This window comes from Bacillus sp. MC1252 (assembly GCF_056838025.1).
This window is the reverse complement of sequence record NZ_CM166369.1, coordinates 3,479,466-3,505,080: the sequence shown is the minus strand read 5'-3', so window position 1 is coordinate 3,505,080 and position 25,615 is coordinate 3,479,466. Positions and strand designations below refer to the sequence as shown.

24 protein-coding genes and 1 riboswitch are annotated in these 25,615 nt (G+C 42.2%); of the genes, 16 read left to right on the top strand and 8 right to left on the bottom strand.

Annotation, left to right across the window (positions count from 1 at the left end; genetic code table 11):
- The first annotated feature begins 24 nt into the window (after positions 1 to 24).
- The 9 genes from tenA (at position 25) to bglH (ending at position 10,381) form a co-directional block, all read left to right on the top strand.
- Positions 25 to 711, top strand: a complete 687-nt coding sequence (gene tenA, locus ACYH0L_RS18085) for a thiaminase II (protein WP_099727209.1) — start codon at positions 25 to 27, stop codon at positions 709 to 711.
- The gene (locus tag ACYH0L_RS18080) at positions 708 to 1,307 is read left to right on the top strand and encodes an ECF transporter S component (protein ID WP_230031641.1); all 600 of its coding nucleotides are present in this window, start codon (positions 708 to 710) and stop codon (positions 1,305 to 1,307) included. Before tenA ends, ACYH0L_RS18080 begins: the two co-directional genes overlap by 4 nt.
- Complete coding sequence (locus tag ACYH0L_RS18075) at positions 1,282 to 2,880, top strand: ABC transporter ATP-binding protein (RefSeq protein WP_230031639.1); 1,599 nt, start codon at positions 1,282 to 1,284, stop codon at positions 2,878 to 2,880. Before ACYH0L_RS18080 ends, ACYH0L_RS18075 begins: the two co-directional genes overlap by 26 nt.
- Positions 2,870 to 3,604, top strand: a complete 735-nt coding sequence (locus tag ACYH0L_RS18070) for an energy-coupling factor transporter transmembrane component T family protein (protein WP_230031637.1) — start codon at positions 2,870 to 2,872, stop codon at positions 3,602 to 3,604. The genes ACYH0L_RS18075 and ACYH0L_RS18070 overlap by 11 nt, the downstream gene beginning before the upstream one ends.
- A gap of 149 nt (positions 3,605 to 3,753) precedes the next feature.
- Positions 3,754 to 4,593 (top strand): methyl-accepting chemotaxis protein, encoded by an 840-nt coding sequence (locus ACYH0L_RS18065; protein ID WP_230031635.1) that lies wholly within the window; start codon positions 3,754 to 3,756, stop codon positions 4,591 to 4,593.
- A gap of 173 nt (positions 4,594 to 4,766) precedes the next feature.
- The gene (locus ACYH0L_RS18060; RefSeq protein WP_230031633.1) at positions 4,767 to 5,579 is read left to right on the top strand and encodes a YwqG family protein; all 813 of its coding nucleotides are present in this window, start codon (positions 4,767 to 4,769) and stop codon (positions 5,577 to 5,579) included.
- A gap of 224 nt (positions 5,580 to 5,803) precedes the next feature.
- Positions 5,804 to 6,637, top strand: a complete 834-nt coding sequence (licT, locus tag ACYH0L_RS18055) for a BglG family transcription antiterminator LicT (RefSeq protein WP_482354206.1) — start codon at positions 5,804 to 5,806, stop codon at positions 6,635 to 6,637.
- A 446-nt stretch (positions 6,638 to 7,083) separates the two neighbouring features.
- Entirely contained in the window at positions 7,084 to 8,991 is a 1,908-nt protein-coding gene (locus ACYH0L_RS18050; RefSeq protein WP_230031631.1) for a beta-glucoside-specific PTS transporter subunit IIABC, read from the top strand.
- The gene (gene bglH / locus ACYH0L_RS18045) at positions 8,963 to 10,381 is read left to right on the top strand and encodes an aryl-phospho-beta-d-glucosidase (protein WP_482354205.1); all 1,419 of its coding nucleotides are present in this window, start codon (positions 8,963 to 8,965) and stop codon (positions 10,379 to 10,381) included. The genes ACYH0L_RS18050 and bglH overlap by 29 nt, the downstream gene beginning before the upstream one ends.
- A 53-nt stretch (positions 10,382 to 10,434) precedes the next feature.
- Here bglH and ACYH0L_RS18040 read toward each other — a convergent pair whose 3' ends face one another.
- From ACYH0L_RS18040 to pepT, 7 genes are all read right to left on the bottom strand, one after another.
- A complete protein-coding gene (locus tag ACYH0L_RS18040) occupies positions 10,435 to 11,559 on the bottom strand; it encodes a 5-methyltetrahydropteroyltriglutamate--homocysteine S-methyltransferase (RefSeq protein WP_230031627.1) in 1,125 nt (374 codons plus the stop codon).
- Positions 11,560 to 11,646: 87 nt separating this feature from the next.
- Positions 11,647 to 11,759: riboswitch (SAM riboswitch) on the bottom strand.
- Between the two features lie 82 nt (positions 11,760 to 11,841).
- Entirely contained in the window at positions 11,842 to 13,161 is a 1,320-nt protein-coding gene (locus ACYH0L_RS18035) for a gluconate:H+ symporter (RefSeq protein WP_482354204.1), read from the bottom strand.
- Positions 13,162 to 13,211: 50 nt separating this feature from the next.
- A complete protein-coding gene (locus ACYH0L_RS18030) occupies positions 13,212 to 14,633 on the bottom strand; it encodes a four-carbon acid sugar kinase family protein (RefSeq protein ID WP_327924922.1) in 1,422 nt (473 codons plus the stop codon).
- Between the two features lie 7 nt (positions 14,634 to 14,640).
- The gene (gene garR, locus ACYH0L_RS18025) at positions 14,641 to 15,534 is read right to left on the bottom strand and encodes a 2-hydroxy-3-oxopropionate reductase (protein WP_249705647.1); all 894 of its coding nucleotides are present in this window, start codon (positions 15,532 to 15,534) and stop codon (positions 14,641 to 14,643) included.
- Between the two features lie 198 nt (positions 15,535 to 15,732).
- Positions 15,733 to 16,590 (bottom strand): MurR/RpiR family transcriptional regulator, encoded by an 858-nt coding sequence (locus tag ACYH0L_RS18020; RefSeq protein WP_180275507.1) that lies wholly within the window; start codon positions 16,588 to 16,590, stop codon positions 15,733 to 15,735.
- A 607-nt stretch (positions 16,591 to 17,197) separates the two neighbouring features.
- Positions 17,198 to 17,377 carry a hypothetical protein gene (locus ACYH0L_RS18015; protein WP_008345664.1) on the bottom strand — a complete coding sequence of 60 codons (180 nt, stop codon included), beginning with the start codon at positions 17,375 to 17,377 and terminating at the stop codon, positions 17,198 to 17,200.
- Positions 17,378 to 17,665: 288 nt separating this feature from the next.
- The gene (gene pepT / locus ACYH0L_RS18010; RefSeq protein ID WP_482354203.1) at positions 17,666 to 18,898 is read right to left on the bottom strand and encodes a peptidase T; all 1,233 of its coding nucleotides are present in this window, start codon (positions 18,896 to 18,898) and stop codon (positions 17,666 to 17,668) included.
- Between the two features lie 226 nt (positions 18,899 to 19,124).
- On the opposite strand from pepT, the gene ACYH0L_RS18005 reads away from it, so the two are divergent.
- The 5 genes from ACYH0L_RS18005 to ACYH0L_RS17985 all read left to right on the top strand — a co-directional run bounded on the left by ACYH0L_RS18005 (position 19,125) and on the right by ACYH0L_RS17985 (position 22,534).
- Entirely contained in the window at positions 19,125 to 19,448 is a 324-nt protein-coding gene (locus ACYH0L_RS18005) for a WXG100 family type VII secretion target (RefSeq protein ID WP_099727194.1), read from the top strand.
- A gap of 4 nt (positions 19,449 to 19,452) precedes the next feature.
- On the top strand, positions 19,453 to 20,649 hold the full coding sequence (locus tag ACYH0L_RS18000; RefSeq protein WP_230031620.1) for a DUF6861 domain-containing protein: 1,197 nt from the start codon (positions 19,453 to 19,455) through the stop codon (positions 20,647 to 20,649).
- Between the two features lie 12 nt (positions 20,650 to 20,661).
- Positions 20,662 to 21,420: a hypothetical protein gene (locus ACYH0L_RS17995; protein WP_099727193.1), complete on the top strand. Its 759-nt coding sequence runs from the start codon at positions 20,662 to 20,664 to the stop codon at positions 21,418 to 21,420.
- A 21-nt stretch (positions 21,421 to 21,441) separates the two neighbouring features.
- Positions 21,442 to 21,969: a YfjD family protein gene (locus ACYH0L_RS17990; RefSeq protein ID WP_099727192.1), complete on the top strand. Its 528-nt coding sequence runs from the start codon at positions 21,442 to 21,444 to the stop codon at positions 21,967 to 21,969.
- A 97-nt stretch (positions 21,970 to 22,066) separates the two neighbouring features.
- Positions 22,067 to 22,534 (top strand): helix-turn-helix domain-containing protein, encoded by a 468-nt coding sequence (locus ACYH0L_RS17985; protein ID WP_482354202.1) that lies wholly within the window; start codon positions 22,067 to 22,069, stop codon positions 22,532 to 22,534.
- Between the two features lie 61 nt (positions 22,535 to 22,595).
- On the opposite strand, the gene ACYH0L_RS17980 is transcribed toward ACYH0L_RS17985, so the two are convergent.
- On the bottom strand, positions 22,596 to 22,943 hold the full coding sequence (locus tag ACYH0L_RS17980; RefSeq protein ID WP_099727191.1) for a helix-turn-helix domain-containing protein: 348 nt from the start codon (positions 22,941 to 22,943) through the stop codon (positions 22,596 to 22,598).
- A 206-nt stretch (positions 22,944 to 23,149) separates the two neighbouring features.
- Between ACYH0L_RS17980 and ACYH0L_RS17975 the strand changes: the two genes are divergently transcribed.
- Both ACYH0L_RS17975 and aspA read left to right on the top strand, forming a co-directional pair.
- Entirely contained in the window at positions 23,150 to 24,139 is a 990-nt protein-coding gene (locus ACYH0L_RS17975) for an asparaginase (RefSeq protein ID WP_099727190.1), read from the top strand.
- A gap of 28 nt (positions 24,140 to 24,167) precedes the next feature.
- Positions 24,168 to 25,592 carry an aspartate ammonia-lyase gene (gene aspA / locus ACYH0L_RS17970; protein ID WP_099727189.1) on the top strand — a complete coding sequence of 475 codons (1,425 nt, stop codon included), beginning with the start codon at positions 24,168 to 24,170 and terminating at the stop codon, positions 25,590 to 25,592.
- Positions 25,593 to 25,615: the final 23 nt, after the last annotated feature.

Genomic DNA, 25,615 nt, shown 5'->3' with positions numbered 1-25,615 from the left:
ACTGAAGAAGAGGAGGCTTTTTTTATGACATTTTCAACGCAATTAAGGAAAGAAGCGGAACCATTATTTGAAGCCATTTATCAGCATCCGTTTGTCAGAGGGCTGGCAGCAGGAAAGCTTGAAAAGGAACAGATCATTCATTACGTCAAACAAGATGCAGAATACTTACATGCATTTATTAAAATTTATGCGGCAGCAATCAGCAGGTGTACAGATAGAGAGGACATTGCCTTTTTCCATCAGCAGATGGCTTTTGTACTAGATAGTGAGACGCATCCTCATCAAAACCTTTGCCGAGTGGCAGGTGTAGCATATGATGAGCTTCAAGGTGCTTCGTTGGCGCCGAGTGCTCATCACTATATTCATCACATGCTGCAAGTCGCACAGGGAGGCACACTTGGAGAAATTATTGCTGTTTTGCTTCCTTGCCCTTGGACATATTGGGAAATAGGCAAACGAATGCTTTCAGACGTGCAGCCTGACCCGGCACATCCATTTTATGAGTGGATCACGTTTTATGGCGGGTTAACTGACTCTGTTACAGTTGAGCTTTGCAAAAGGCTTGATCAGTGGGCGGAAGGAGCAAGTGAGAAAGAAAAAGAAAAAATGAAACAGCACTTCTTCTTAAGCTGTCAGCTTGAGTACAAATTCTGGGAAATGGCGTTCACTGTGGAAGAGTGGCCAGTCAAGCTGGAGGTGCATTCATCATGACGTGGAAGATGAAAGAAGTCGTCCTTGCCGTGATTCTATCTGTGGCGTGCGGTGTGATCTACTTAGGGTGGTCCACTCTTTATTTACCGATTACAGCACTTGTGGGTCCAGCAGGAGGCAATATCATGTTTGGGATTTGGGTGATTGCCAGTCCAATCGTCGCTTATATCATCCAAAAGCCGGGAGCTGCCCTCATTGCAGAAACAGCCGCAGCCTCCGTGGAATTACTGACAGGCAGCCACTTCGGTCTTTCAGCTCTGCTGATTGGTGTATGCCAAGGACTTGGGGCAGAAATCGCCTTCGCTCTTTTTGGTTATAAACGATATCGCATGTGGACACTTATGCTGTCTGGTGCCTTTGCAGCTGTTGGAGCGATGGCATATAGCCTGATGGCCAATGGATTTGGTTATTACACGCCTCAAGTTTTACTCATGACACTTGTGACTCAAATCATCAGCGGTATGATACTTGGGGGATGCTTAGCGAAAGTTGTAGTGGATGCATTATCCAAGACCGGTGTACTGAATCAATATGCCATCATGAAAGAAAAACGAAACAAAGGTGAACAGCATGGATTCATTTCTCGCGTGCAATAATCTCACTGTCCGTTTTTATGAACAGCCTAAGCCCGTTCTGCATGAAGTATCTCTTTCTATTCAAAAAGGGGAAAAGGTGCTCATTTTAGGGCCAAGCGGAAGCGGAAAATCCACGCTCATTTCGGTTCTTGCTGGAATTATTCCAGAACATATGGAAGCAGACGTGCAGGGAGAAGTGATGTTACAAAGACATACAGGCGTCATGTTTCAAGACCCTGATTCCCAGTTTTGTATGCACCGGGTCAATGAAGAAATTGCATTTAGCTTAGAGAACCGTTCTGTACCTCGTGAAGAGATGGATGACATCATTCGGCATCTCATGCAAAAAGTACAACTGGATGTCGATCCGAATACAGATATTCACACATTATCAGGCGGCATGAAGCAGCGATTGGCGCTTGCTTGTTTACTAGCGTTAGAGCCGGATGTTCTGTTCTTTGATGAACCGACTGCACAGCTTGATCCAGCAGGCAGAATGGAGATATTTCAGCTGCTACAGCAGCTTGCAGCTGATCAGGATCAAACCATGATTTTTGTGGAGCATGTGCTAGACGGTGTCATCGAATGGATGGACCGGGTTATTTTATTAGATGATCAAGGCTGCATTTTGGCAGATGGATCTCCGAAAGATGTGATGACAGCATATGAGGGAGAAATGAAAGAGGCAGGCATTTGGCGTCCAAAAATATTTCCCGAGAAATGGTCCACTATTATTCAAGATCCATTTCACCCACTGAGTCAAACACTTATGCAAACCTTTGAGTCAAGCAAAGAGCGGCGTGAGAAAGTCCGATCAACAGATCGAGAGACAATCATTCGAACAGAGGATCTTCAATTAAGCTACGGGAAAAAAAGGATTATGAATGACCTTCGGTTGGATATAAAAGCAGGAGATTGGGTGGCGATCATCGGGGAAAATGGAAGCGGAAAAAGTACATGTCTCAAACATTTAATCCGCTTAGAGCCAATCAAAAAAGGCCATATTTTCTTAAAAGAAAAACATCTCAAAAAGTGGTCTGACCGATTACTATATGAAAAAGCAGGCTTTGTTTTTCAAAATCCAGAGCTGCAATTTATACAAGACACGGTGTTTGATGAAATCGCATTTGGCGGAAGACAGCGAAATTGGCCAGAATCAGTTGTACAAGAAAAAACGGTTCAGCTATTGGAAGAGTTCGGCTTAGAGAAGCATGCGAAAGCACATCCTTTCACCTTAAGTTTAGGGCAAAAAAGAAGATTAAGTGTCGCCACAATGCTTCTTTTTGATCAGGATGTATTAATGTTAGATGAACCGACTTTCGGGCAGGACGAAAAAACGGCGAAGGAATTAATCAGACGTTTAAAAGAGCGCCAACGCCAAGGCACCACTGTTATGATGGTCACACATGATATGGAGATCGTCGATGAGTGCGCAGATCAGGTGCTGCTTTTTCACCAAGGAGAGCATGTGTATGATGGCACGCCTTATGATTTATTTTCAAATCAGAAACTCGTTGATTCTTATCAGCTGAGAGTGCCTTTGCATTATCGCTATGTGGCTGAAAGAAAGGACGTGCTGACGATTGCAAAGTAATCACTCCTTTCTATCCACTGTGAATCCAGTTATGAAATTACTCGCTCACCTTCTTGCAATGTGCTGTCTGATGGCGATTTCTGATCCTAAAACAACGTTCATCATCTGGCTGTTTGCTCTGGGCATCGGGCTTGTACTAGGCAGTTGGAATATCAAGTATCTTATCACAAGATTTATCCCTTATTTGATCTTTTTTATTCTTGTGTTTTGGATGATGGCGGCCTTCGGCAAGGGGGATCATACTGTTTGGAAGTGGGCCTGGTTTCATGTCACAGAGGAGAGTTTAAGAAATGGACTCACCATATCTCTCAGAATGCTTGGCTTTGTGACATTTGGTCTCCTTTTTACCTCCACAACAGATTTGACAGCCTTTATGATGAGCTTAATACATCAATGCCGAATGTCACCAAAATGGGCGTATGGAATGCTTGCCGGCTTCCGGTTTATCCCGTTGTTTCAAAGTGAATTGAAGCAAATGAAGGCTGCGCATAAAATCAGAGGCTACAAGCAAAAAAACAGCTGGAAAGCCTTTATACGTTATGCACTACCCCTTTTCACGCAGGGCGTACGAAAATCTGAACGCCTAGCGATTGCGATGGAAGCAAGAGGCTTCACAGGGACGAGGGAGCGAACGTATTATCATATCATCAGCACCTCATGGATCGACTATTTGTATCTTTTTTTCATAGGTGTCAGTGTCTCCATATGCATTTTCTTTTTTTAAAAACACCCACATTCTCTTGATAGAATGTGGGCTTTTTATATGTCTTAGGTCATTTGATTGATATTAGTACACATTGCAGGCTGGAATAGATCATATAAAGAACCGATAAAGAAGGTGTACTGAGAAAAAGAGAGGATGAACGTGAGCGAATGTCACAGAGAATTGATAACATAATAGACGCTTTACCAATCATTGGACTAGCTATGAGAGAGCAACTAACCTTTTCTGTTTTAGGGAAAGAGAAGGTTCTTTATTATCAGCAACATGGGAACATTGATTTAGGTTTTAAAGCTGGTGATACAGTGGCTGATGGATTTCAAAACTTTGCGATGCTGAAAAATGGGAGAGAGCCATCGTTTATCCAAATCCCGAAAGAAGTATACGGGATTCCTATGGATATCGTAGCCGTCCCGATTACAGATGAGACTGGTCAAGTTGCCGCTGCCTTCTGTGTTGCATATGACCAAACCAATCAACAACGATTAGATCACATCATGACGGAGAGCAACCAAGCTTCCGAAAAACTAGTCGCGATGGTACAGCAAGTTGCCGCACATTCAGAGGAACTACAAGCGACAAGTGAACAAATTCTACAAAATACGAAAACCACTGTCGAAAATTCCTCTAAAATCAATCAAGTGTCCAATCTCATCAAAGGTATCTCTGATCAAACGAACTTACTCGGACTCAACGCATCCATAGAGGCTGCAAGAGTAGGTGAAGCAGGGGCAGGCTTTGGAGTGGTCGCAACAGAAGTGAGAAAGCTATCCACTCATGCGAAGCAAGCGACAACTGATATCGAAACAGCGCTAAAAGATGTACAGAGCTCTATTAAAGGAATGGAAGAAGAAATTTCACAAATTGTGGCTTCCTCTGAACATCAAGCAGAGCTTGTCGGCACTTTTACAAAAATTATTGAAGGACTTCACGAAACAAACGAAACGATGAAAACATTGGCAGACGACTTAGTAAACTATCAAGTGAAATAAAAACTTCACGGACCAAAACCTCCAGCTGTATCGGAGGTTTTTTAACGTTTTAAGGTGAGATATGTGTCAGGATATTGACCGGTTGATCGCTGACAGGCAGGGTACACTTCTGTATGATAGAAAAAGAGAGACCAGTTTGGTCTTTAGACCTATTCATAAGGAGGAAGATCATCATGACACTATCAGCGAAGCTGCAAGAAATACTCGCGCCCTACCGTCCGTTGTTAAAGCAAACCGAAAAACCAATGATTCAATTAAAGATGAAACAAGGAAAAACAGGACCATACGACAGCAAAATAGCTGGTGATCCTTACTTCCCAAAAAACGACGTATATCCAGTTGACGGTGAAGGACACCCTATGAAGCTTTTGGCACAAATGAATTTCGGTCAGCTGCCGAAGCTGAAAGATTATCCAGAAACAGGACTTCTGCAAATCTTTATTTCTGTGCATGATGATCTTTATGGGATGAATATTGACCATAAAACAGAGCAAAAAGATTTTCGGATCAAATTCATTGAGGAACCTTTCTTAGCAGAAGAAGAGTTATTAACTGATTTTTCTTTTGTGAAAATCCCAGATGATTTTTATTTTCCTGTCACGAAGGAAGGCGCGATTACAGGTGAATTATCAAGCGAAACGATCAGCGTAGGAGATTTTCGATTTGAAAAAGTCACAGGCAAACAAAGCTGGGACCTATTTGAAGATGCGAATGTTGATGCTGATGAAGCAGATGCCCTGCTAGATGAATTTTATGACATAGCGAGTGGCTTTGGTCATAAATTAGGCGGGTATCCAGGGTTTACACAAGAGGACCCGCGTACATATGTAGATCAAGAACATACCGTTCTATTATTGCAAATTGACTCAGATGATGAAGTTGACCTGCTGTGGGGAGATTGCGGGATCGCCAACTTTTTTATCAAACCAGAAGACCTCAAACGGAAAAATTTCGAGAATATCGCCTATAATTGGGATTGCTCCTAATTTTGTAAAAAACACTCTTCATAGAGTGTTTTTGTGTATGTTTTTAGCCTTTTTTGCCCCTATTTCGTCATTTTTGAGAGGTAATATGTCATTCTTTCTAGTTGACCGTATCAAAAAAAAATGTAAAATCATCTTAAAGTCCTCTTTTTTGAAGATAATAATAAAATGACATATCAATCTACAATGAGATGCTCGAAAAAGTGGAATGTACTGGGGGGTATCAATTGATCATTTCGAAAGTAATCAATAATAATGTAGTCAGTGCGTATGATGACGAGCAGCATGAACTGGTCATTATGGGCAGAGGGGTCGCGTTTCAAAAGAAAAGCGGAGACCCGATTGACGAAGAACGTATCGAAAAAGTATTTTCCATTCAAAATAAAGATATATCAGAAAAATTTAAAACCCTGCTTTATGATATTCCAATCGAGTATATGCAAGTGTGTGAGGCGATTATTGATTATGCGAGAACGACCCTTAACAAAAATTTAAATGACAGCATCTATGTGACGTTGACGGATCATATCACCTTTGCCATCGAACGTCATCAAAAAGGAATGGACATCAAAAATGCTTTGCTCTGGGAAATTAAACGGTTGTACAAAGAGGAGTTCATGTGCGGTGTAGAAGCGATACGTATCATACAGGACAAGCTCAACATCCATCTTCCTGAGGATGAAGCAGGCTTTATTGCCATGCATATTGTCAATGCAGAGCTCAATGAGGAAATGCCAAATGTTATTCAAATCACGAAGCTCATTCAAGATATTTTGAATATCGTAAAGTATCACTTTCAAATTGATTTGGACGAGGAATCATTAAATTATTTCCGTTTTGTCACGCATTTAAAGTTTTTTGGGCAGCGCCTGTTTAACGAAACACAAATGGAAAATCAAAATGAATTTCTGTATGAAGTGGTAAGAGAAAAAAACACAGCAGCTTTCCGATGCGCCGAAAAAATTAATGCGTATGTTCAAAAAGAACACAACCGAAGTCTCATAGAAGATGAGATGTTATACTTAACTTTGCATATCGACAGAGTAATAAAAAGAAAATAAATTCAAAAAGAAAGCGTTGACATCACAAAATTAACATGATAATTTATAACTATAAACTAAATAACCCACAATCTTTTAGGATTGTTACTGATCAAGCAGGCAAAACCTAAATCATTGTCCCTATCTCTGATAAGGCATGATTTAGGTTTTTTTATATCTAAAGACTTATAAAATTCAATAATGATCAATCGCTATGAAGGATTGTTACTGATCAAGCAGGCAAAACCTAAATCATTGTCCCTATCTCTGATAAGGCATGATTTAGGTTTTTTTATATCTAAAGACTTATAAAATTCAATAATGATCAATCGCTATGAAGGATTGTTACTGGTTAAGCAGGCAAAACCTAAATATCGATTAATGTCTGAATCGCTATTTTTCGGGCATTAATGGATGTTTAGGTTTTTTCTATATCAAGATTTAATCAACGATTGGAGGGTAATACAATGAACCACAAACAAACAGCAAAAGAAGTTTTAGAGCTTGTCGGCGGTGAAAAGAATGTCAAGCACGTCACGCACTGTATGACAAGACTTCGCTTCAACTTATACGATGAAAGCAAGGCGGATAAGGAGCAACTGCAATCAACAGATGGCGTCATGGGTGTGAATCAAAGCGGCGGTCAATACCATGTCATTATCGGCAATGATGTCTCAAATGTCTATCAAGCGATGATTGCTGACTCAGGCCTGTCAATAGATGTAAAGTCAGGCGGTACAGAAGAAGCATCAAAACAAAATGTGATATCAAAGCTTTTCGATTTTATCTCTGGTGTCTTCACGCCGATTCTTCCAGCCATTGCTGGAGCCGGTATGATCAAAGGGATATTGGCACTGATGCTGACGTTCCAGTGGATATCAGATAAAAGCAGTACGTATGCGATTTTAACAGCTATCGGAGACGGAGCCTTTTACTTCTTACCGATTCTGCTTGCTGTAAGCGTAGCTAAAAAGCTTGGCACAAATCAGTATATCGCCGCTGCCATTGCAGCAGCAGCACTGCATCCGCAGTTAACCGCTTTACTGGGCGCAGGAAATACAGAATTTCTAGGCTTGCCAGTGGTTGCCGTTGTGTACTCTTCATCGGTGATTCCAATTCTACTCACAATCTGGCTCGGCTCATATGTTGAAAGATTTGCAGAAAAATATAGTCCGAAATCATTAAAAATTATCCTTGTTCCAACTGTTACACTTCTTGTCGTTGTACCAATTATGCTCATAGCGGTTGGACCGCTTGGCGCAATTATCGGAAATGGCCTTTCAGGCGGAATTGATTTATTGTTTAAACATGCAGGTATTTTAGCCGGACTTTTGATCGGCGGCTTCATGTCACCATTGATCATTACGGGCATGCACTATGCGCTTGTTCCAATCATGATCAACAATATTACATTAAACGGTTTTGACTACATTATTCCAATGATGTTTGTTGCAAATATGGCACAAGCTGGCGCAGCATTCGGTGTTTTCTTAAAATCAAGAAACAAAACATTCAAATCATTGGCGATGTCTACAAGCATCACAGCGTTAATGGGGATTACTGAACCTGCTATGTATGGTGTGAACATGAGATTGAAAAAACCGTTCATTGCAGCTCTTATTGGTGCAGCAGCAGGCGGCGTGTTCATGTCCATCTTTAAAGTGAAATCATATGTGGTGTCTGGATCAGCAGGTATTCCAGGTATCCCAACGTTCATCGGACCAACGTTTGTCTACTCAATAATCGGTTTAGTCATCGGCTTTGCTGTGGCAACCATCATGACACTTGTACTTGGATTCAAGGATGTACCAGTGAAAGATGAAACAAAAGCAGACAAACCGGAAGAAAAGAAAGATACAGAAGCGCTTCAAAATCAAGTGGTACAAAGCCCACTTGAAGGTCAATTAAAGCCGCTAAATCAAGTAAATGATGCAACATTCTCTAATGAAATCATGGGTAAAGGTACTGCCATTGTACCAACAGTTGGACGTGTTGTTGCACCGTTCAACGGCAAGGTTGAAACCATTTTCCAAACAAAACATGCGATTGGATTAAAGAGTGACAAAGGTACAGAGCTTCTCATCCATGTTGGGATTGATACGGTGAAGCTTGGCGGAAAGCATTTCACAAGTCATGTGCAGTCCGGTGATCTTGTTCAAGCAGGAGATGTGCTGGTTGAATTTGATATCAAGGGTATTCAGCAAGAAGGCTATGATGTCACCACGCCTATTATCGTCACCAACACAAACGATTTTGCACGAGTTGATGCGAAAACAGATGGAACGATCACAGAGAAAGAGACATTGCTCACAGTCAGTGTCAAAGAAAATGAGGAGGTCATTCAACATGAACAAGTTAGAAAAAACATTTCCTAAAGGTTTCTTATGGGGCGGCGCTGTTGCTGCCAACCAAATTGAAGGCGCTTATAACAAAGGTGGAAAAGGCTTATCTACAGCTGACGTATCTCCACATGGCATTATGCACCCATTCGATGAATCAATGAAAGACCTTAACTTATATCATGATGCAATCGACTTCTACCATCGCTATAAAGAAGATATTGCACTCTTTGCAGAAATGGGATTCAAGTGCTTCAGACTATCGATTTCTTGGCCGCGTATTTTCCCAAATGGCGACGATACTGAACCAAATGAAGAAGGTCTTGCTTTCTATGACAAAGTGTTTGATGAACTTCACAAGCACGGGATTGAGCCAGTTGTGACCATCTCTCATTATGAAATGCCTCTTGCACTTGTGAAAAACTATGGCGGATGGAGAAACCGTAAGCTTGTGGATCTTTACGAAACATACGCTAAAACATTGTTCACGAGATATAAAGACAAAGTGAAATATTGGATGACTTTTAACGAAATCAACGTCGTGTTACATGCCCCTTTCACAGGTGGCGGACTTGTATTTGAAGAAGGCGAAGACGAGAAAAGCATTCAATATCAAGCAGCCCATCACCAATTTGTTGCAAGTGCTTTAGCTGTTAAAGCGGGACACGAAATCATTCCAGATGCGAAAATTGGCTGTATGATTGCAGCTATGACCACATATCCGTACAGCTCAAGACCAGAAGATATGTTTGCTGCGATTGATCAAGACCGTAAAACATTGTTCTTCTCAGATGTACAGGCAAGAGGCTACTATCCAGGATACATGAAACGTTATTTACGTGAAAATGGAATCACCATTGAGTTCCAAGATGGTGACGAAGACATTTTAAGAAACCATACAGTGGACTATATCGGCTTCAGTTATTATATGAGCTTTGTGGCAAGTACAGATCCTGCAATCCTTGATCAGGCTGAAGGTGGGAATCTATTTGCAGGCGTGAAAAACCCATACCTTGAAGCAAGTGATTGGGGCTGGCAAATTGATCCGAAAGGACTTCGTACGACGCTTAATCAGCTGTATGACCGCTACCAAAAACCATTGTTTATCGTAGAAAATGGCTTGGGCGCTGTCGATCAAGTGGAAGAGGACGGATCGATTCAAGACGATTACCGGATTGATTACCTCAGAAGCCACTTGCTAGAGGCAAGAGAAGCGATCGCAGACGGAGTAGACCTGATCGGTTATACAAGCTGGGGCCCAATTGACCTTGTCAGTGCTTCAACTGCTGAAATGAAAAAACGCTACGGCTTCATTTATGTCGACCGTGATAATGAAGGAAACGGTACATTAGATAGAAAGAAAAAGAAAAGCTTCGATTGGTATAAACAAGTGATTGCTACGAATGGTGATTATTTAGATGTATAAAAGAAAGAGACAAACCGCTGATGATGCGGTTTGTCTCTTTTTTCGTCAAGGGACTATGACGTCCACACTTGATCAGCAATCTCAATCACATGACGCAGCTTTTCCCATTGCTGCTCTTCTGTTAACAGATTGCCTTCCTCCGTGGATGCGAATCCGCATTGTGGACTCAAACAAATTTGGTTGATGTCTACATATTGAGCCGCTTCCTCGATTCGTTTTTTGATTTGTTCAACCGGCTCAAGCTCACCGTACTTTGAAGTCACAAGACCAAGTACGATTTGAAGATTTGGGTTCTTCACATATCGAAGAGGCTCAAATCCGCCAGAACGATCGTCGTCAAATTCTAAAAAGAGGCCATCAAGATCTAAACCAGCAAAAATCGTTTCTGCCGCTGCTTCGTAACCACCTTCAGCTGCCCATGTTGATTTAAAATTGCCACGGCAAATGTGCATTGTGATGACTAAATCCTCTGGGCGATCGGCAACGGCTTCATTGATTGTTTTTGCAAACGACTCACGAAGTTCATCTTCCTCGCGGCCAAAGGCTTTGATTTGTTCATGACCTTTTTCAGAAAAGAACACTGCCCATGCCGTATCATCTAGCTGCAAGTAGCGGCAGCCTGCATCATAAAAAGCACGGATGGCTTTCTTATACGCCTGGGCCACATCATGGTGGAAATCATCTAAGCTGTCATACACACCTTCATCAAGCTTTCCACGGAAAAAGAGCATATTCGGACTTGGAATCGTCATTTTTGCCGTATGATCACCAGCGATGCTGTGAAGGAAGCGGTAATCTTCTAGCATTGGGTGCTCTGTAAAATCGATTTTACCCGTTACCTTAATGCCTCGTGCTTTTGTCGTTGTGTTGTGGAATTGAATGCCCTGATCTGCTTCAAATCCTTCGACCCCATCAAGTCCTTCAAGAAAGTCAAAATGCCACCATGCACGTCTGAATTCTCCGTCTGTCACAACCTCTAATCCAATCTCCTTTTGCTTCTCCACAATACGTGTGATTTCTGCATTTTCAATTTGTCGGAGCTGCTCTGCTGTCAGCGTACCGTCTGCTTTTTGCTTACGTGCTTCTTTGATGCGCTCTGAACGGAGTAAACTTCCTACTTGATCTGCGCGAAATGGCGGCTTTGTTGTTTTCTTTCCAATGGTTTGTACTTGTGTCATGCTGAATCCCTTCCTTCTACAGGTTGAATATCAAATAAAAAAGCTCTTCCTTGGATAAGGAAGAGCATCATATACTGTGAGATCTCTGCCTTATCTTCAAACAAGCGTGTGCTTGCTTAAGGAATTAGCACCATTCTGTTCCTAGGAACAGCGGTTGCCGGGTTTCACAGGGCCAGTCCCTCCACCACTCTTAATAAGGTTACCTTTTGATTCAATTTTCTTAATATACACAATTATTCAATCTTTTCGAGAAAAAGTCAATGGCTTTTACAATTTATTTTCCTACATAAACAAATCAGCGACAAGAACACCAGCTAGTCCGACAAGTGAAAGAACAGTGACCATCAATGTCCATGTTTTAAAGGTTTGGGCCATTGACAGGTTAAAGTATTCTTTATAAATCCAGAAACCCGCATCATTCACGTGAGAGAACGTAATACTTCCGGCACCTGTTGCGATCACCATTAATTCCGGGCTGACACCCGTTAATCCAATAAGTGGTGCAGAAATGCCAGCCGCGGTGAGACCGGCGACAGTTGCTGACCCTAATGATACACGCAGGACAGCAGCAATCAGCCAGGTGAGGAGCAGGGGAGAAAGAGTGCTTCCTCGCATGATCCCCGCAATGTATTGATCGACGCCGCTATCGATGAGCACCTGTTTAAAAGCGCCGCCGCCTGCAATAATTAATAGAATCATTGCAATGGAGCCAATAGAATCCGTGATCGACTTCATGACTTCCTGCATGCTTTTGCCCCTGCCAAGTCCAAACGTGTAGATGGCAAGCAGCACTGAGATTAATAGCGCAATCGCCGGTTCACCTAAAAACTCAGCTGTTGGCAAGAATGGAGAGGATGGGAAGAAAATTTCTAAAAATGCTCTGAATGTCATAAGTAATACAGGCAAAACAGCGGTAAAAATGCTAATCCCGAAGCTTGGCATTTCCTCTTCTGTAAATTCCTTTGGATTAAATAAGTTTTTCGGTATATGTGCATGCAATTGATCTTTTTGAAATAGTTTCGTAAACAGTAGTCCGCCTACTAACACAGCAGGAATTGCTAAAATAATTCCAACTAACAACGTTTGTCCCATGTTTGCTTGAAAGACATTGGCAATGGCTGTCGGCCCTGGATGAGGAGGGAGGAAGCCATGTGTTGTGATGAGTGCAGCGACGAGCGGCATGCCAACATACAACACAGGAAGTCTTGCGGCTTGAGCAATGGTAAAGACTAATGGAATTAAGATAATGAATCCGGTTTCATAAAACAGAGCAATTCCAATAACAAATCCAGTCAGCATTGTTGCCCATTGGATTTTCCCAATGCCGAATCGGTCAATGAGCGTCATCGCAATGCGCTGGGCGCCGCCAGAATCAGCCATCAATTTACCGAGCATCGCTCCAAAACCGAGAACCAGTGCTAGATGCCCGAGTGTACTACCGAGTCCTTTTTCGACGGAAGCAATCGCTTCAAGTGGTGACATACCTTCTAAAACAGCAACAATTAAAGAGACAATAATCAACGAAATGAAAGCGTTTAACTTAAAGACAACCATGAGTAAAAGCAATAACAAAACGCCAAGTCCAATAAAAACTAACGACATGGTCTTTCCTCCTTTGTGGTGCATAAGGGAGCGAGAACACTCCCTGCGCTTTATCCTTCAAGTATTTCTACAGCTTCTTTTAACGTATCCTTTGAGCCAACATTTCCCGGGAAAATCACGTAAGAAATGAAGGGGAATTTACTTTCTTCTCCTGTTTGCCAAACGGGAATACCAGGTTTAATTTGACCTGCAACAGTCGCACGTTTGACGCTAAGCCCTCTTGTTCCAATATCACTTGAGGTAATTCCACCTTTGGCAATGAGATATTTAGGGCGAATTGTGAGGCGCTGGACAATGCTTGTCACAGCATCACTAATTTGAACGGAAAGCTTTAATTCCTCCTCTTGACGATTGTCCCCAAGGTCAAGGCGTTCTCTTCTTGTATAAACAGCAACAGATTGACCTGATGCTAACAGCATTTCGGTTTGCTCAATCACGCGGTCAATTTCCTCTTGAAATTCTTCGGGTTCTAACACGAGATGTGTATTAAATTCAATAAAAGCGATCTCTTTATTTTGCTGCAGCGCTCTTAATTGTTCCGTTGTTTTTTTGACATGAGAACCAACCATGATAAGACCACCGTTTGGGCTTTCTTCTTGTATCAAGTCTTTTCTTGTTAATAAGGATTGGTCGTGGATGCCGCCAAGTACTTTTGTGAGAGCAGCCGCACTTCTGAAAATAAATTGCTGACCTGCTTGGGTGGCATCAATGAGGGCGGTGACAAAGACTTTGACATCGTCATAATCTACAGCGTTCACAGCCACCTTTTGAAAATCCTTCACGGTCATGAGCTGCTCCTTGATTTGATCAATGCGTAAAGCCCGTATATCTTCTAACGAAATGTAGGTGGTGTTCTTTTTTGTGAACGTTCCGCCTGATTTTTCTTCAATCCACTCCCCGAGATGAGACGACTGAAAGCCGAATGTGCGGTCTCGTGCAAATTCTGTATCACCAGCAGGAATCAAGTCGTGTCCTTCCTGTACGTAGTGGATATTGTTGATCGTAAAGCGTCCGCCTTCTTGGAAAAAGGGAAGAATGATTTCTCCGTCAAATTGGAAGGAGCTTCGTTGTTCAATGGTTGTTCTGAGTACTTCAGTTTCCAGCGGAAAGTGTCCACGCAGGGTAGAATCTCCCCGGCTGACAATGATGAAATCTTGATGAAGCCGCTCAGCTACTTTCACAATCGTTGAAGCAATCGTTTCGTGCGCAGCGGCAGTTTCTTTCTCAGTCATACTGCGAGAATTGGTTAAAATAAAGAACATACGGCTGTCTTCAAGAAAACCGGCTTCAATGCTTTCCTCTGACCAATCAGTGAAAACAGAGACGCCATGTACGGTTTGAATACCTGTTGGATCATCGTCTAATACAATGATTTTATGCTGAAAATGGCTTAGTGCTTGTTCATATGCCGTTTGAATGCTCTTTGAATCCGCTTTCGGAATGGCATTCAGTATTTCAGTGCTTTGCATCATGATCATCTCATCCTTTCTTCACTTCGACATGAGCCATTTTTTCGTAATATTGAACAATGCCGCCATGATCAAGTCCAGACTTTCCGTCTGCTTTGAGGGCATGGAAAATTTCAAGCAGCTGACTAGAAAGAGGGAGAGGAACGCCGATATCATGGGCAGTTTCCATCACATTGGTTAAATCCTTTAAGTTGATGTCGATGCGTCCGCCAGGTTCAAAGTTTCGATCCAAAATCAGTGGGACCTTTGCATCGAGAACGGCGCTCCCTGCCAGTCCGCCACGGATCGCTTCATACATTTTATCAATTGCAATGCCTGATTTAGCGGCAAGAACGAGCGCCTCAGACATAGCAGCAATATTTAAGTTGACGATGATTTGATTGGCAAGTTTAGCTGTTGTCCCGCTTCCGTTTGTCCCAACTAATACGACTTCTGTGCCCATCGCGAGCAGGACATCCTTTACTTGTTCGAAGATGGCTTCTTCGCCGCCAGCCATAATAGAAAGTGTCCCGTCTATCGCCTTTGGTTCTCCGCCGCTGACAGGTGCGTCGATAAATTCTACCTGGTGCTGTTTTGCTAGGGCGGCCAATGCTCTAGAGGTAACTGGTGAAATAGAGCTCATATCTATGATGACTGTGCCAGGTTTAGCTGTAGCTAAAATGCCATGATCACCTGATATAACTGCTTCTACATGCTCGCCTTTAGGAAGCATCGTGATGATGACATCGCTTTCAGAAGCTGCCTCAGCTGCTGAAAAAGCGCCCTTTGCTCCTGCTTCTTGTAATGCTCGAATGGCTTCCTCGTTCAGATCAAACACAGTCACAGTATGACCGGCTTTTAATAGATTGAGTGCCATAGGTTTTCCCATAATTCCTAGTCCAATGAATCCAATCTGTTTTGTCACTTTGTCCGCCTCCCATATAGAAAACCCTTACAAAAAGCGCTTTCTTTTCTGAATGTTAGTATATATACTATCTAATTTAAATAATAGTAGAAAAAAAACTATTGTTCATTTAATGTACATGACGTGATAGGAACGTGTCAACGGAAAATATGAGAAAAGTCACAAAAAAAGACCGGAATCAGCTCCGGTCTTATGCGTTCATGTTTTATTTTTAGCTACGGCTAATCGAGATCGTTTCACGTTTTCAATGGCATTTGATCCTAGCTCTAAAACAGCTGCGACATAAAGAACATCAATGATGACGAGCTGGTTAATACGGGAGATCATAGAGTCGGATCGATATGTTGTTTCCCTTGATGAACTGAGCAGGTGAAAGTCAGAGCGCTTTGCGAGCTCTGATTTCGGATAGCTCGTGATAGAGGCAATTGCTGCCCCCTTTTCTTTTGCAAATTGCACGGCATCAAGAATTTCTCTGCTCTCTCCTGAATGGGAGATCGCGACGATAAAATCGTGTTCCGTGGCGTGTGTTGCAATCATATTCATCATATGTGGATCACTGCACAGACTCACTTCAAAACCAAGCTGGAGGAACTTATGATAAGCATCTCCTGCAATAAAACTGGACGCACCTGCTCCAAAGAAGACGGTTTTATGTGCCTGTTTCATTTGTTCGATAAATTGAGTCACGGCTTGATCTTCTAAAATATGCTTCATATCCTGAATAGAGTTTGTTGTTAACTCTATGACCTTATGTTTAATATCTGCTACACTATCAGATGCCTCGATCTCGCCGTATATGGATTGAGGAGTATTGGTCGCAATATCCTGCGCGACATGGACACGAAACACTTGGTACGATTCATAGCCAATTTTTCGTAAAAACCGAAAGATCGTCGTTTCACTTGTGTTGCATTCAGCGGCGAGTGCACTAATGGAATGAAGCACAACTTTCTGAGGGTTTTGTAAAATGTAATTGGCAATCTTTTTCTGGGTTGGGGACAAACTATGAAACGTTGTCCGAATATGACTAAAAATATTCTCTTCTATGATAAACACCACACTTCATCTAACATTCTACATTAAGCATACAGGAACTTATGAAAACGGTAAACAAACCCGATGTGGAAAAGAGAAGAATAATATGGAAATGACGCTTCTTTTGGTTCTTTTGTCACGGTATACTCAATTGGTAATAGACGAAAATAGGGTTTTTACTATGACAATGAAAAAAGGCCTAACGATCAGCCTGATTATTTTTTCGCTGATTGTTTCGTTGTTTGCTCCATTTGGATCTGTGGTTATGAAATCGCACCATACTATCAAGGAATTCCTATGATTCAAGTACCTGCAAAGGTGTATAAATAAAAAGAGAAACGGCCACTGGATGTGGTCGTTTCAGCGTGTAGACAAACCCTCGCATTCGTTGTCAGTCCTGCGCGCTGGTGCTCACGAATGTCAAATTCGCTCCGCGCCAGTGCTCGTTCTTCCTAGACTTCAAAGGTTTTCTATCACGCTGAAAAGAAGACAAAGGGCTAAAATAAAGATCATTTTAGCCCTTTGTCAACAATAATAAACGGCCACTGGATGTGGTCGTTTATTATTGTGTCTAAAACACGTTCTTACACAAACAAAAAGAACCCCTGATGAGGCTCTTTCTTTGAATTTATACTTGTTTAGGTGCATCGTTTAGTGGATGGCGGCGTTTGCCGTTGTAGTGGCGGCGCATACGAAAGATTTCAAACTCCGAAAGCTCTGCGCTTTTTCGTTTTTGGGTGCGGTTATCTTTTTTGAAAGAGAAAAGTAAGTAGCAGCAAAGTGAAGCGATAATCAATAAAATCATCATATGACATTCCTCCAATTCATCCTATTCTTTCAGTGTAGACAGGGTGAGTGATGTTTATAACTGAAAATAAGCAGCAGAATCGGTTTAGTTCTTAAGGTTTAGATGATCTGCTAATTTAGGTCTAAAATACTGGTTGTTTTTAACTATTATATTTCCAATTATTTCACTCGTCAAGAAGAATTTTTCTGGGGTTGTCTATATTAGTACGATTAAGTGTCACAAAAGTTTCAGAATATTGTAAACTTTTATTAAAAAACCGTTCCCGAACAGGAACGGTTGTAAACATGTCTATGCTTTTTCTTCAAATAAACGTGCGATTTCCACGATGACTTCTGTTGCTTTCACCATGTTCTCCACTGAAATAAATTCATATTTACCGTGGAAGTTTTCTCCGCCAGTAAAGATGTTTGGTGTTGGGAGACCTTTATATGAAAGCTGAGAGCCATCTGTACCGCCGCGTATAGGTTCGATCACAGGTGTCACTGAGCGGTTTTCCATTGCTTCATAGGCAATGTCCACAATATGTTTAACCGGCTCAATTTTTTCTCTCATATTATAATATTGATCCTGAATGCTGAGGGTGATACTGTTTTCGCCGTAGACCGCTTTTAAGTCATTTGCAATCTTTTCAAATAGTGCTTTGCGATTGTTGAACTTCTCTTTATCAAAATCACGGATAATATATTGCAGCTCTGCTTCTTCCACTTCTCCTACAAACTTCGTCAGGTGGAAAAAGCCTTCATATCCTTCTGTATACTCCGGAGATTCATCTGAAGGGAGTTTGTTGTGAAAGAGCATCCCGATCTTCGCAGCACTGACCATTTTGTCTTTCGCTGTACCTGGATGGACATTGTTTCCTTTAATCGATACCTTGGCACCTGCTGCGTTGAAGCTTTCATATTGAAGCTCTCCAAGCGGTCCGCCGTCAATGGTATAAGCATAGGAAGCGCCAAAGGCATCGACATCAAATTTGTGCGGTCCTCTGCCAATCTCTTCATCTGGAGTAAAGGCGACTCGAATCTTTCCATGCTTGATTTCTGGATGCTGAATGAGGTAATGCATGGCGGTCATAATTTCTGCGATACCTGCTTTGTTATCTGCACCAAGTAAGGTCGTGCCATCAGTGGTGATGAGCGTATGTCCTTGGTACTTTTGCAAATTTGGAAACTGTGCTGGAGATAACACGATATGTAAATCTTCATTTAACATGATGTCACCGCCTTGATAGTCCTCATGAAGCTGCGGTTTCACATTCTTGCCGGTGAAGTCAGTAGCTGTATCAATATGAGCCAGGAAGCCAATCGTTGGCACTTCTTTGTCGGTGTTAGATGGGATCGTTCCCATAACATAGCCGTTTTGATCCATTGTTACTTCTTGAATCCCGATGGATTTCATCTCTTCAACAAGCTGTCTCGCTAGGTTCAGCTGTCCTGCAGTAGATGGGCAGCTTTCTTTTTCTGCATCAGACTGAGTATCTACTTTCACATAACTTGTGAAACGCTTGATCATTTCCTCTTTCATCTATACGTCACTCCTTTTGTAGAATATGTTCATTTTATCACGTCTTGAATGCGCTTCATAACAAGAAAGGTTTTCTCTGGCAATTAGAGGGGAAAAAGGCCTACTTTTATTAGGCGATGTGCTGAATGGTTCTTTAGGGTGATTTTTTTGGGTGTCTTTTTATTTATAATGAGGACATATAAAATCATCCATTTGTACGTTAAATTGGGAGAAAGGGGTGCGAAAGTTGGATTCTAGTCAAACGCTGGCACTCGCTCAAAAGTTTCAGGAAGCGGCTGATGAGATTCGGCAGTCGAAGCAGCTGCTTGAGAATCGGCTGAAAGCAGTAGGATCAGGCTGGCAAGGAGAAGCAAAGAATAAATTTGATCAAAGCTTTGAGGAAACAACGGCACGCTATGATCAATTTGAAAAGGACTTGCTTGAAACGAGCCAGGAACTGCGGGATGCAGCAGTCAAGATCGAGGAGCGTAAAGCCGAAATTGCCAGAATGGAAGAGATTGAGCGAAAAAGACGAGAAGAACGGAGAGAAAGAAACCGAGAAGGGAAATGATGTGATGGCACGTGACATTGTGGTTGATCCAGATCAGCTGACAGGGCTGGCGAATGATTTTGTAGGTGAGCTTTCCGCCACCGAAACAAAGCACCACGATTTACATAGTGAACTGGATCATTTGATTTTAGGCTGTGATCCTCGGTATAGAAGCTGTTTTTCTGGTGTTGGGGACGCATGGAGTGCTGGACAAGCATTAATAAGCAAATTGAGCAGTGATGATATCGCGATTCGTCATGCAGCAGATAAAATGGTCGATGCAGATGATATTCTAAGGAAAATGTACAGCATCTATGATCAATATGGCACGCTCACGAGCTTAGCTGGTATCGTGATGATGCAGGCGAAATACTACGGGCTTGGGATGACAACCTTTATGAAAGAAAATGGCCGTTATGCAGCGCAGCATTCTAAGCTGCTGCTTGATTTGACCAGCCAGGTAGAAGGAACGAGATTTGACCGGCTAGCAAGGATTTGGCTGAGTAAAAAAGAATTATTAAAACGATCCAACTGGTCGATGGCTGATTTGGTCCATAAGAAATTCACAAAATTTTATCCTGACGATACGGTTGCGTTTACGAACAGTGTCCGCGATTTTACAAAAGGGAGTATCAATTGGAAGGACACGGCTGGAATCAAGTCTGTTCTGAAAAATGGGGCAAGATTTGCTAAAGGAAATGCCATCATTGCAACAGTTGTCACTGGTGCAACGGAAACGGTTGGCTGTGGTTTGAAAATGGCTGAGAACTATGCAGAATTCGGTGATCAGCCGGAAGTTCTTAAGCGTGAAAATGCAAAGGCTGTTGGAAATGCAGTGAATAATACGGTCTTTATCGCTGGCGGGTCCGTCGCAGGTGCCGTTGTCGGCGGCGCTCTCGGAAGCTTTGCGGGCCCAATTGGAACAGTTGTTGGTGGCGCCATTGGATCAGCAGTAGGTGGATTTATTGGAGAAAAAGTCGCCAAGCTGACATCCGGTTTTGCTGAACAGGTCGCAGTGAAATTAAAGGAACCGATTCATACAGTCGTGGATAAAGGGAAAAAAGCATTTGAGCTGGCGGGTCAAGGTGTGAAAGCAGTCAATGACACCATTGATCAAGCAAATCAGATGATACATAAAGGGATAGAACAAACAAAAGAAACCGCAGACTCGCTTATAAAGGGTGCAGGCGATTTCTTTAAGGGCGCATTTTCTTTTGGATAAGGAGAGATCAAGTTGGATCAGCTGAGTCTAAGTATCGAGGAACTCATCTTTAGTTTTTACAGTGAAGGCTATTTTGAACAAGGCATGTCCTTAAAGGAAGCCTATTATCCTGATGTAGAGGATGAACGTCTTGGGTTTTTGTTTGAAATTGCGTGCCGCTCTTTGCTGGCAAAAGACGTGCTGGAATTTCGAAACAGACAATACCGTTATAAAGCAGAATACCGTCATTTCATCCAGGCCATGAATGATGCATCTCATACCGTCAAGGCTTCAAGATTTGGAGAGTTAGATGAAGAAGTCAGTACCTCCTTTCATACGACGCAGGCGGGCGTGTATGCGCATCATACGCTTTATGATCAACAAGTGCATCAGATCCATAAACTGAAAGACGATCAGCAGGCAGAGGAGCAAGTGAAAGCCTTTTTGAGCATACACATGAGTGATCACCGCATACCTGTTATTAACCTGCAAGCAGAGGAATTTGAAATGCTGTTAGAGCAAGCAAGCGAAGGGAAAGATGAGTGTTTTTCCTTCCTTAATAAAACAGAGAATCAAGAACTCGTGAGGGCATTTGTTTCCGATGTGCAGGCGAGAAAAGGAAAGATGGATTCCCTTATGAAGGTAGCCTATGACAAAAACAATACGCCGGATGTGGAGTCCATGTTATTTGTTATACCAGGTGAGAAACATTCATGGCTTGTGTCGGGAATAAAGGAAAACGAATTTCGCATAGAGACGGCTCATAGAGACGGGTTACGTTCTATATTCTAATGGAGAAAAGGAGAATGACGCTTGAATCCAAGTGAAGTAATAGAAGTGAGGAGCAGACCCTTTCTAAGAGTATGGGCATTCTTAGCAACGGGCGGCTTTGGTATCATCGGTATTTGGCTATTTTCAGAAGCTCTTACATTTGAATCGAATTATATATTATTTTTATTTTTAGGCGGACTATTAGGCATTGTGTATGGCTGGATCTCCTTTTTAATGATTCTGCCGGCTTTTACGAAGAGGGGAAATGTGATTTTTCGAATTCAGCGCGGAGAGAATGGCGCTGTGCTGCATCGAGAGCAAACGATCCCTTTTCAAGACATTCAATCAATCGACATGCGCCGGCACCGTTACAGTATAAGGGGATTTCTCTTCATGGATGTGCTCATTCGGAAAATAGATGGGAAATTGATCAAGATTCCGGCGTACAGTATTTTAGATGAAGAAGTATTCGAGCAAACCGTCAAACAAGACATCTATCCATATTTAAATCGGGCTGCCCAAGAGAACTGGAAACAGCAGCATGGTCAGGTCGAAGAGCAGATCGACTAGGTTGTTTACGCCATGATTTCAAAGGATAGGACGCCACTTTTTCGAAAAAATCGTGTATGATGTCAGTAAAGACTGAACGCTCAAGAGGTGATGAGAGATGGACAAAGAGATGGTAATCGACCTCGTCACAGAACAAATGGCACGGATTCGAAAAGAAAAGAATTATACGCAGGACCGCATGGCTGAGATACTTGGTTTATCGAAACGGCATTTGCAGCAGGTCGAAAAAAACAGACTGCGCCTCAACTGGACACAAACTGCGGCCGTTTGTGCATTATTCAGGGATAGTGACATTTTAAAAGGGACACTTGGGGATGACCCGCTTGAGATTTTGGAAGTCGTGGCACATGATGAATTGCATCTATCTGTTGAACGTACAATTGGCGGAAAGGTTTGGTGGCGGACCTCGATAAAAAAAGGCACGTTTCGTCTCCAGCAAAATGTGCTGAGTCAGCATTACCGTATCTTAGATGATGAGAATTATCGCTATTATAGTTCGTTTAATAAAGAAGAAGCGAAGCGGCGGTTAGAGGAATTAAGCCAGCTGTCTTCACCTTATTCATAAGCAGCTGTTATCAAAAAGAAAAGAGAGGCGCCCGTATGATAGGGATCTCTCTTTTCTTTGTTTATACTTTCAGAGTGTTTTTCGCCCGAATAAAGGCAACAAGCTGTTTGATTTCTTCATCGGTTAGTGGAACGCCATCTACGAGGATGGTTCCTTCTTTTGCTTCCGTCAGTTCAATTTTGATATCAGAGATTTTGCGCTTTATCTCTGGCTCGTCCGTTCTACCAAGTAAAAAATCAATGGACGTATCATACAAATCAGCCAGCAGCTTCACTGCTTCAAGCGAAGGTCGTCGGTACCCAGATTCGTAACCGGCATAGGTGCTTTTGGCGATACCTAGGCGATCTGCCGTATGCTGGAGAGACCATTTTTTCTTTTTTCTAAGGGTGGTTAAACGATCGAGTATCATACATGAACGCTCCTTTATATACATCAACAGTATATCATATTTTGACATGGAGTGTACGCGTTATGCGTAATAATTTCTTGATTAATTCGCAGTATGTGACTATAATGACAATGAAGGTACGCGTAAAGCGTATATTATAGAATAGCACAAGCTGGCTTATAATATGTGTGACAAACGAAGTAATTTTACTGAAAGAGGTGGACCTGTTGAAGAAATTATTGCTTTTAACCACTGGTGGGACGATTGCATCTGTAGAGAGTGAAAATGGTTTGGCTCCAGGTGTTAAAGCTGAGGACCTTTTAAGCTATTTAAACGAAATTAATGCAGAGTACACAATGGACACAAAGTCCCTGATGAGTATAGATAGTACAAATATGCAGCCTGAATACTGGGTGGATATCGCAACAGCCATTTATGAGAATTATGATCAATACGACGGCTTTGTCGTCACTCATGGAACCGATACAATGGCCTATACATCAGCAGCTCTATCTTATATGCTGCAAAATCCTGATAAGCCGATTGTTATTACAGGTTCACAAATTCCGATTACGTTTAAGAAAACAGATGCGAAGAAAAACATCACAGATGCGATTCGTTTTGCATGTGACGGTGTAGGCGGCGTATACGTCGTGTTTGATGGAAGAGTGATTCAAGGAACACGCGCAATCAAACTAAGAACGAAAAGCTACGATGCATTTGAAAGTATTAACTACCCATATATTGCATCGATTGAAAACCATCAAATTGAATACAATAGCAAAGTAAAAAGAACGTCAATGAAACCGCTTAAATTAGATGCATCCTTGAACACGGATGTTTGTCTATTAAAACTGCACCCAGGACTTAAGCCTGAGTTTTTAGAGGCGATCAAAGGTGTGTACAAAGGGGTCGTCATCGAAAGCTACGGCAGCGGCGGAATTCCTTTCGAAGGAAGAAACCTTTTAGAAAAGATCAACGAATTGCTGGAAGAAGGCATTTCTGTTGTCATCACAACTCAGTGTCTCGAAGAAGGAGAAGACATGAGTGTGTATGAAGTAGGACGCAAGATCAATCAAGAACTGGTGGCACGTTCACGAAACATGAACACAGAAGCCATCGTGCCGAAACTCATGTGGGCATTAGGCAAAACAACAGATCCAAGAGAAGTGAAAAAGATTATGGAAACGCCAATCGCAGAAGATTTAGTAATTTAACTATTCTATAGAAAGCAGGTCATATCAGATGGTTCAAGCAACTTATCGCTACGAGAAGGATTTTCTTGGTGAAAAAGAAATTCCGGCAGACGTGTATTATGGTGTTCAAACCCTTCGTGCAAAAGAAAATTTCCCGATTACAGGGTATCGCATGCATGAGGAACTTATCAGAGCCTTTGCCATCGTCAAAAAAGCAGCAGCTCAAGCCAATATGGAAGTTGGACGTTTATATGAAGGAATTGGCAATGCCATCGTTCAAGCGTCTGATGAAGTCATTGAAGGTAAGCTGCATGAGTACTTCATTGTAGACCCAATTCAAGGCGGCGCAGGAACTTCGATGAATATGAATGCCAATGAGGTCATTGGTAACAGAGCCCTAGAGATCATGGGACATCAAAAGGGTGAATACATTCATTTAAGTCCAAACACACATGTGAACATGTCGCAATCGACGAATGATTCATTCCCAACCGCTATCCATATTGCTGTGCTCAAGCAGTTAGACATTCTGCTTGAGACGATGCAGGTGATGCAGGACGTATTTCAAAAGAAAGCGAAAGAATTCGATCATGTGATCAAAATGGGTCGTACGCACCTGCAGGATGCTGTTCCGATCCGTTTGGGACAGGAATTTGAAGCATACAGCCGCGTTCTAAGCCGTGATATTAAACGGATTAACCAATCGAAGCAGCATTTATATGAAGTAAACATGGGTGCGACAGCTGTTGGGACAGGCTTAAACGCAGATCCACGCTATATTGAGATCGTGGTGAAGAAGCTAGCAGATATTTCTGGTCTTCCGCTTGTAGGCGCAGAGCATCTTGTGGATGCGACGCAAAATACAGATGCTTACACAGAAGTGTCCGCCGCATTAAAAGTATGTATGATGAACATGTCTAAGATTGCCAATGATCTTCGTTTAATGGCATCTGGTCCGCGTGCAGGTCTTGCTGAAATTGCATTGCCAGCCCGTCAGCCTGGATCATCCATTATGCCTGGGAAAGTCAATCCAGTCATGGCAGAGCTCATTAACCAAATCGCATTCCAGGTCATTGGGAACGACCACACCATCTGTCTTGCTTCTGAAGCGGGTCAGCTTGAGTTAAATGTGATGGAGCCTGTTCTGGTCTTTAATTTGCTTCAATCTATTAGTATAATGAATAACGGATTCCGTTCATTCACAGATCATTGTTTAGCGGACATTGAAGCAAATGAAAAACGTTTGAAAGAATATGTAGAAAAAAGTGCAGGCGTGATCACTGCCGTGAACCCTCACTTAGGCTACGAAGCAGCCGCTAGAATTGCAAGAGAAGCTATTTTGAAGGGACAATCGATCAGAGATCTTTGCTTGCAGTATGATGTTTTAACGGAAGAAGAACTTGATATTATCTTAAATCCTTACGAGATGACAAAGCCTGGTATTGCGGGTCAAGAGCTGCTAGAGCGACAATAATATCAAAAAATTTATTTTATCAA